The organism is Stenotrophomonas sp. 22385 (assembly GCF_052045085.1).
In the GTDB taxonomy this organism is placed as follows: Bacteria; Pseudomonadota; Gammaproteobacteria; order Xanthomonadales; family Xanthomonadaceae; genus Stenotrophomonas.
This window is the reverse complement of sequence record NZ_JBQEOG010000012.1, coordinates 1-6,750: the sequence shown is the minus strand read 5'-3', so window position 1 is coordinate 6,750 and position 6,750 is coordinate 1. Positions and strand designations below refer to the sequence as shown.

Annotated in this window: 6 protein-coding genes; 5 read left to right on the top strand and 1 reads right to left on the bottom strand. The window is 66.0% G+C overall.

All coding sequences use genetic code 11. The features are described from left to right. Window positions 1-544: 544 nt before the first annotated feature. Window positions 545-2,440, top strand: coding sequence for a CocE/NonD family hydrolase (locus ACTJI4_RS18210; protein ID WP_440870142.1), 1,896 nt, complete (start codon window positions 545-547; stop codon window positions 2,438-2,440). Here ACTJI4_RS18210 and ACTJI4_RS18205 read toward each other — a convergent pair. Beyond that, complete coding sequence (locus tag ACTJI4_RS18205; RefSeq protein WP_392921982.1) at window positions 2,434-3,534, bottom strand: alkene reductase; 1,101 nt, start codon at window positions 3,532-3,534, stop codon at window positions 2,434-2,436. The two genes, ACTJI4_RS18210 and ACTJI4_RS18205, sit on opposite strands and share 7 nt — an antisense overlap. A gap of 159 nt (window positions 3,535-3,693) precedes the next feature. Between ACTJI4_RS18205 and ACTJI4_RS18200 the strand changes: the two genes are divergently transcribed. From ACTJI4_RS18200 to lldD, 4 genes are all read left to right on the top strand, one after another. Then, a complete protein-coding gene (locus ACTJI4_RS18200; RefSeq protein ID WP_392921986.1) occupies window positions 3,694-4,452 on the top strand; it encodes an SDR family NAD(P)-dependent oxidoreductase in 759 nt (252 codons plus the stop codon). 113 nt (window positions 4,453-4,565) lie between these two features. After that, entirely contained in the window at window positions 4,566-5,024 is a 459-nt protein-coding gene (locus tag ACTJI4_RS18195) for an MgtC/SapB family protein (protein WP_392921990.1), read from the top strand. Further along, window positions 5,021-5,458, top strand: coding sequence for a VOC family protein (locus tag ACTJI4_RS18190; protein ID WP_440870141.1), 438 nt, complete (start codon window positions 5,021-5,023; stop codon window positions 5,456-5,458). Before ACTJI4_RS18195 ends, ACTJI4_RS18190 begins: the two co-directional genes overlap by 4 nt. 73 nt (window positions 5,459-5,531) lie before the next feature. Further along, a complete protein-coding gene (lldD, locus tag ACTJI4_RS18185; RefSeq protein WP_440870140.1) occupies window positions 5,532-6,674 on the top strand; it encodes an FMN-dependent L-lactate dehydrogenase LldD in 1,143 nt (380 codons plus the stop codon). The last annotated feature ends 76 nt before the right edge of the window (window positions 6,675-6,750 follow it).

Genomic DNA, 6,750 nt, shown 5'->3' with positions numbered 1-6,750 from the left:
AAGTACGTCCCTGTAGGCTCGTTCGCGCCATCCATGGCGCTCTACGGTCCCGCAAACCCACCCCCGCCAGCCTTTGACAGTTGGTTGGTTGCCCAGGGAAATCAACGCAACGGCAACGGCTTTCTTCGGTTGGGGTCATGCGTTACCGCGCTGATTGGCAATGTCGGCGGTCGTTTGGGAACCGACCCTACAAGGTCGGTGCCGACCAACGGTCGGCGCCTTCCGCTGTTCGTTTGGCCACCGGCTGACTGTCAAAGGGTCGGCGGGCATGGGGGTACGGGGCTTTGCGAAACATGGATGTTTCGCAAGAGCCCCCAAGGATGGGTTTACGGCGCCCCCGTACCCCCATGCCCGCCGGCCCAAGCCAGGGATACGAGCAGCGTAGGCCATTGTTTGCAAAGGCGCGTGGCGACGCGTTCGTCAATCGGGCGCGTCGTTGCCGCTGCGGCGCGGCCGTTCGCGGCCAACCATCGGCACATATCGGGCAGGGAAGAACGGCGCTAGGCTGCGAGGGTTGGTCGCCATCACCTTCCCGGAGAGAGCCATGCGTGTCCGTGTCGTGCCTGTCGTGCTGTTGAGCCTGATGATTGCCGCCAGCGTGTCGGCACAGACCGCGCCGATGACGCCGGATATTCCGGCCAAGGGATTCGTCACCCCTACTGCGGGGTATGACTACGACAAGCGCGAAGTGATGATTCCCATGCGCGATGGGACCAAGCTGTACACCGTCATCGTCGTGCCCAAGGGCGCGCGCAACGCACCGATGCTGTTGACCCGCACCCCGTACGATGCCGCCAACCGCGCCAAGCGCATCGATTCGCCGCACATGCGCGACATCCTCCCGCAGGGCGACGAAGTGTTCGTCGATGCCGGCTACATCCGCGTGTTCCAGGATATCCGCGGCAAGTACGGCTCCGAAGGCGATTACGTGATGACCCGGCCGCTGCGTGGGCCACTGAACAACACCAAGGTAGACCATGCCACCGACGCCTGGGACACCATCGACTGGCTGGTCAGACACGTGCCCGAAAGCAACGGCAAGGTCGGCATGCTGGGTTCCTCGTATGAGGGCTTCACCGTGGTGATGGCGCTGACCAACCCGCACCCCGCATTGAAGGTCGCCGCGCCGCAGAGCCCGATGATCGATGGCTGGATGGGCGATGACTGGCTCAACTACGGCGCCTTCCGCCAGGTCAACTTCGGCTACTTCACCGGCCAGCTGGCCAAGCGCGGCAAGGGGCCGTCCATTCCCAGCACCGGCTACGACGATTACACCACCTTCCTGCGCGCCGGCTCGGCCGGTGACTATGCCAAGGCCAACGGCCTGGAGCAGCTGGCGTGGTGGCACAAGCTGGTGGAACACCCGGCCTACGATGCCTTCTGGCAGGAACAGGCGCTGGATGCCCGCATGGCCAGGACCGGACTGAAGGTGCCCACCATGTGGCTGCAGGGCCTGTGGGACCAGGAGGACATGTGGGGCGCCGTGCACAGCTATGCCGCGATGGAGCCGCGAGACAGCAGCAATACCCTCAATTACCTGGTCATGGGCCCATGGCGCCACAGCCAGGTCAACTATGACGGCAGCAGCCTGGGCGCGCTGAAGTTCGATGGTGATACCGCGCTGCAGTTCCGCCGCGACGTGCTCAAGCCGTTCTTCGACCAGTACCTGGTCGATGGCGCGGCCAAGGCCGATACCCCGCCGGTGCTGATCTACAACACCGGCGAGAACCACTGGGACAAGCTGCAGCAGTGGCCGCGTACCACCGCCCAGACCAGACCGCTGTACCTGCGTGCGGGCGGCAAGCTGTCGTTCGAGGCGCCGAAGGCGGGCGAGGCCACGCACGATGCCTATGTGTCCGACCCGGCCAAGCCGGTGCCGTTCGCACCGCGCCCGGTGCGCTTCGCCGACCGCGACATGTGGACCAGCTGGCTGGTCAAGGACCAGCGCTTCGTGGATGGCCGCACCGACGTGCTGACCTTCGTCAGCGAGCCGCTGACCGAGCCGCTGCGGATCGGTGGCGCGCCGCAGGTGAACCTGCAGGCGGCCACCAGCGGCAGCGACAGCGACTGGGTGGTGAAGCTGATCGACGTGTACCCCGACCAGGTGCCGTCGACGCCGGAGATGGGCGGCTATGAGCTGGGCGTGTCGATGGCGATCTTCCGGGGCCGCTACCGCGAAAGCTTCAGCGAACCGAAAGCAATCACCGCCAACCAGGTGCTGGACTACAGGTTCGGGCTGCCCACCGCCAATCACGTGTTCCAGCCCGGCCACCGGGTGATGGTGCAGGTGCAGTCCAGCCTGTTCCCGCTGTACGACCGCAACCCGCAGACCTTCGTGCCCAACATCTACCTGGCCAAGCCGGGCGATTACCAGAAGGCGACCCAGCAGATCTGGCATGCACCGGGCAACGCATCGTTCATTTCGTTGCCGGTTTACTGAGCACCCGACACGCTGGGGTAGTCGGTGTAGCCCTTGGCGCCACCGCCATACAGCGTGTCCGGGTCAAGCTCGGACAGGGTCACACCCAGGCGCAGGCGCTCGACCAGGTCCGGGTTGGCGATGAAGGCGCGCCCGAACGCGATCATGTCGGCATAGCCGGTTGCGATGGCCTGCTCGGCGCTGTCCTTGTCGTAGCCATTGTTGGCGATCCACGGGCCACGGAACTTCGCCCGCAGCGCCGCGTAATCGAACGGGATGTTGTCGCGCGGACCGCCGGTAGCGCCTTCGATGACATGCACGAAGGCCAACCCGCCAATCGCATCCAGGCGCTCGACCGCACGTTCAAACAAGGCCTGCGGCTGCGAATCGCGCGCATCGTTGGCGGGGGTGACCGGCGACAGGCGCACGCCAGTGCGATCAGCGCCGATTTCCGAGGCAATTGCACGCACCACTTCGTCGAGCAGGCGGGTCCGGTTTTCAATGCTGCCGCCGTATTCGTCGGTACGCAGGTTACTGCCATCACGCAGGAACTGATCGATCAGGTAACCGTTGGCGGCATGCACTTCCACGCCATCGAACCCGGCGGTGATGGCGTTGCGGGCGGCCTGGCGGAAGTCCTGCACCAGTGCGGGAATTTCGTCCAGGCGCAGTGCGCGCGGTTCGGAGACATCTTCGAAGCCCTTGGCCGTGAACGTCTTGCCATTGGCACGCAGTGCACTCGGCGCCACCGGAACTTCACCTTCCGGCAGCAGGCTGGTGTGCGAAATGCGACCCACGTGCCAGAGCTGCAGCACGATGCGGCCACCCCGCGCATGCACCGCATCGGTGACCTTGCGCCAGGCATCGATCTGGGCCTGGCTGTAGATGCCGGGCGTATCCAGGTAGCCCTGGCCGAGCGGGCTGATCTGCGTGGCCTCGGCGATGATCAGCCCGGCGCTGGCACGCTGCTCGTAGTACTGGATGGCGAGGGGGTTGGGCACGCGCCCATCGATGGCGCGGTTGCGGGTAAGCGGCGCCATCGCGATGCGGTTGCCGACGTCGATGGCGCCAAGCCGGGTGGGGCTGAACAACGTACTGTCAGGAGACTGTGTCATGTGCGATGCCTTGGGGAAGGGGAGTCGTGCAGGGGTACGACACCCAGCATAGGCCCAGGTGCGTTGCAGCGATGGGAAGCATTGTTGCGGGGCATTGCGTGCACGTTGTGTAACGCCGTCGAGGCGTAGGCTGGGGGGACATCAAGCAGAGGCAGTGCAATGATCGATTACCAACTCAAGGGCAAGGTGGCCATCGTCACCGGTGGCGTTTCCGGCATCGGCCTGGCGGTGGCCGAGCTGCTGGCCGATTCCGGCGCGGCGGTGGCGGTGTGGGACCTGAAGGACGACGCGGTGCAGAAGACCGCCGAGGCGATTCGTGGCAGGGGCGTGAAAGCGATCGGCATCGCGCTGGACGTCACCGACGAGGCGGCGGTGGACGCTGCGGTGCAGCGGACGGTGCAGGAGCTGGGCGGGCTGGACATCGGGGTCAACAACGCCGGCATCGGCGGCCCGTCGGCCAGCAGCGGCGACTACCCCGTGGATGGCTGGAAGCGTGTCATCGACGTCAATCTCAACAGCGTGTTCCTGTGCCAGCGCGCGCAGATCCAGGCGATGCGCAGGGGCGGAAAAGGCGGCAGCATCATCAACATGGCGTCGATCCTGGGTCAGGTGGGGTTCGCCAGTTCGGCCGCCTACGTGGCTGCCAAGCACGGCGTGGTCGGGTTGACCCAGACCGCGGCCTGGGAACACGCGGGCGACAACATCCGGGTCAACGCGGTGGGCCCCGGATTCATTTCCACGCCGTTGCTGGACAAGATGGATCCGGCCGTGCGCAAGGCGCTGGAGGCCAAGCACGCGCTGAACCGGCTGGGCAGGGCGGAAGAGGTGGCGGCGCTGGTGGCGTGGCTGGCCAGCGCCGACGCGTCGTTCGCCACCGGCACCTACTACGCCGTTGATGGCGGCTACCTGGCGCAGTAAGCCGGTTGCTGCAGGCGCGGGCCTGCCCGCGCCTGCACGCCACGCTCACGCCGGATTTCACGGCATTCCCACGACGCTCACGCAAGGCTGGAGGCATTGCCGAGGAGAGCTGGATGGGACTGGAACAGGATCTGTCGATTCTGCTGCGCATTGCCGCAGCGATGTTGTTTGGCGGCGTGCTCGGGCTCGAACGCGAGCTGGGCAAGCATGCGGCCGGGTTGCGCACGCACATGCTGATTGCCGGCGCGGCCGCGCTGATCGTGGGCCTGGGCGACAGCATCGCCGAGCATTTCCAACAGGAGCGCTACCGCGACCTGCTGCAGGTGGATCCGGTGCGCCTGATCGAAGCGGTGGTGGCGTGCGTTGGCTTCGTGGCGGCGGGCACCATCCTGCGCGGCAACCGCGATGACGAGGTGAGCGGACTGACCACGGCCAGTTCGCTGATCATGGCCGCAGCCATCGGCATCGCGGTGGGCATCGGGGAATACGTGATTGCAATCGGGGTCAGCGTGATGTGCGTGATCGTGCTGACGGTGTTCCGTCGCCTGGCCAGGAAACTGGAGTCGCCATGAGCAGCGAGCGTCCGTTCGAGATCAGACACATTGATCACCTGGTGCTGCGGGTGCAGGACCTGCAGCGTGCTGTGGCCTTCTATCGCGATGTGCTGGGTTGCACGGTGGCGCGCGAGCGCCCGACGTTGGGCATGGTGCACCTGCATGCGGGGTCTTCGATGATCGACCTTGTCAGCGTGGACGGTGCAGTAGGCGTCCGCGGCGGCCCGGCGGCCGGGGCGCAGGGGCGCAACCTGGAGCACCTGTGTCTGCGCATCGAGCCGTTCGACGAAGCGGCGCTGCGCGAGTACCTGGCGATGCACGGGGTGGTGGTGGATGGGAAGGTGAGCAGCAACCTCGGCGCGGAAGGCGACGGGCTGTCGCTGTCCCTGCGCGACCCCGATGGCAATGCGGTGGAACTGAAGGGGCCGGCCAGTCCGTGCGGCTGCGGCTAGGCGACAATCTGCTGCGCAGGAGTAGATCTTTGGTCTAATGGGCGCATCGTGAACGCTTCGCCATGGTTGGCCCATGATCATTTCCGCTTCCACCGATTACCGCGCCGCCGCGCAACGCCGGCTGCCGCCGTTCCTGTTCCACTACATCGACGGCGGCGCGTACGCCGAGCACACGCTGCGCCGCAATGTGGAGGACCTGGCTGAGATCGCGCTGCGCCAGCGGATCCTGCGCAATGTGGCCGACCTGAGCCTGGACGCGGAGCTGCTGGGAGAGCGCATGGCGATGCCGGTGGCGCTGGGGCCGGTGGGGCTGACCGGGATGTTTGCGCGACGGGGCGAGGTGCAGGCGGCGAGGGCGGCGGCGAGCCGTGGCATTCCGTTCACGCTGTCCACCGTTTCGGTATGTGCGATCGAGGAGGTGGCACCGGCCATTGATCGGCCGATGTGGTTCCAGCTGTATGTGCTGAAGGATCGCGGCTTCATGCGCAATGCGCTGGAGCGGGCCAGGGCGGCGGGGGTCACCACGCTGGTGTTCACGGTGGACATGCCCACGCCCGGTGCGCGCTATCGCGATGCGCATTCGGGAATGAGCGGACCCAATGCGGCGCTGCGCCGCATGCTGCAGGCGGTGACGCACCCGCGCTGGGCGTGGGACGTTGGGCTGCGCGGGCGCCCACATGACCTGGGCAACATTTCGACCTACCGCGGCAACCCGACCGGACTGGGCGATTACATCGGTTGGCTGGGCAGCAATTTCGATCCGTCCATTTCGTGGAAGGACCTGGAGTGGATCCGCGAGTTCTGGACCGGGCCGATGGTGATCAAGGGCATCCTGGATCCGGAAGACGCGCGCGATGCGGTGCGCTTCGGCGCCGACGGCATCGTGGTATCCAACCATGGCGGCCGCCAGTTGGACGGGGTGCTGTCGACGGCGCGTGCGCTGCCGGCCATTGCCAGTGCGGTCAAGGGCGAGGTGGAGATCCTGGTCGATTCGGGCATCCGCAATGGGCTGGACGTAGTACGCATGCTGGCGCTGGGCGCCGACGGCGTGCTGCTTGGCCGCGCGTTCGTGTACGCGCTGGCGGCTCACGGCGAGGCCGGCGTGGCCAACCTGCTGGATCTGATCGCGAAGGAAATGCGCGTGGCGATGACCCTGACGGGTGCGCGCAACATTCGTGAGATCAGTGAGGATTCGTTGGTGGGTTTTCCGCGTTGAGAGCGGTAAAGCCGTAAAGCGGTAAAGCGGTAAAGCGGTAAAGCGGTAAAGCGGTAAAGCGGTAAAGCGGTAAAGC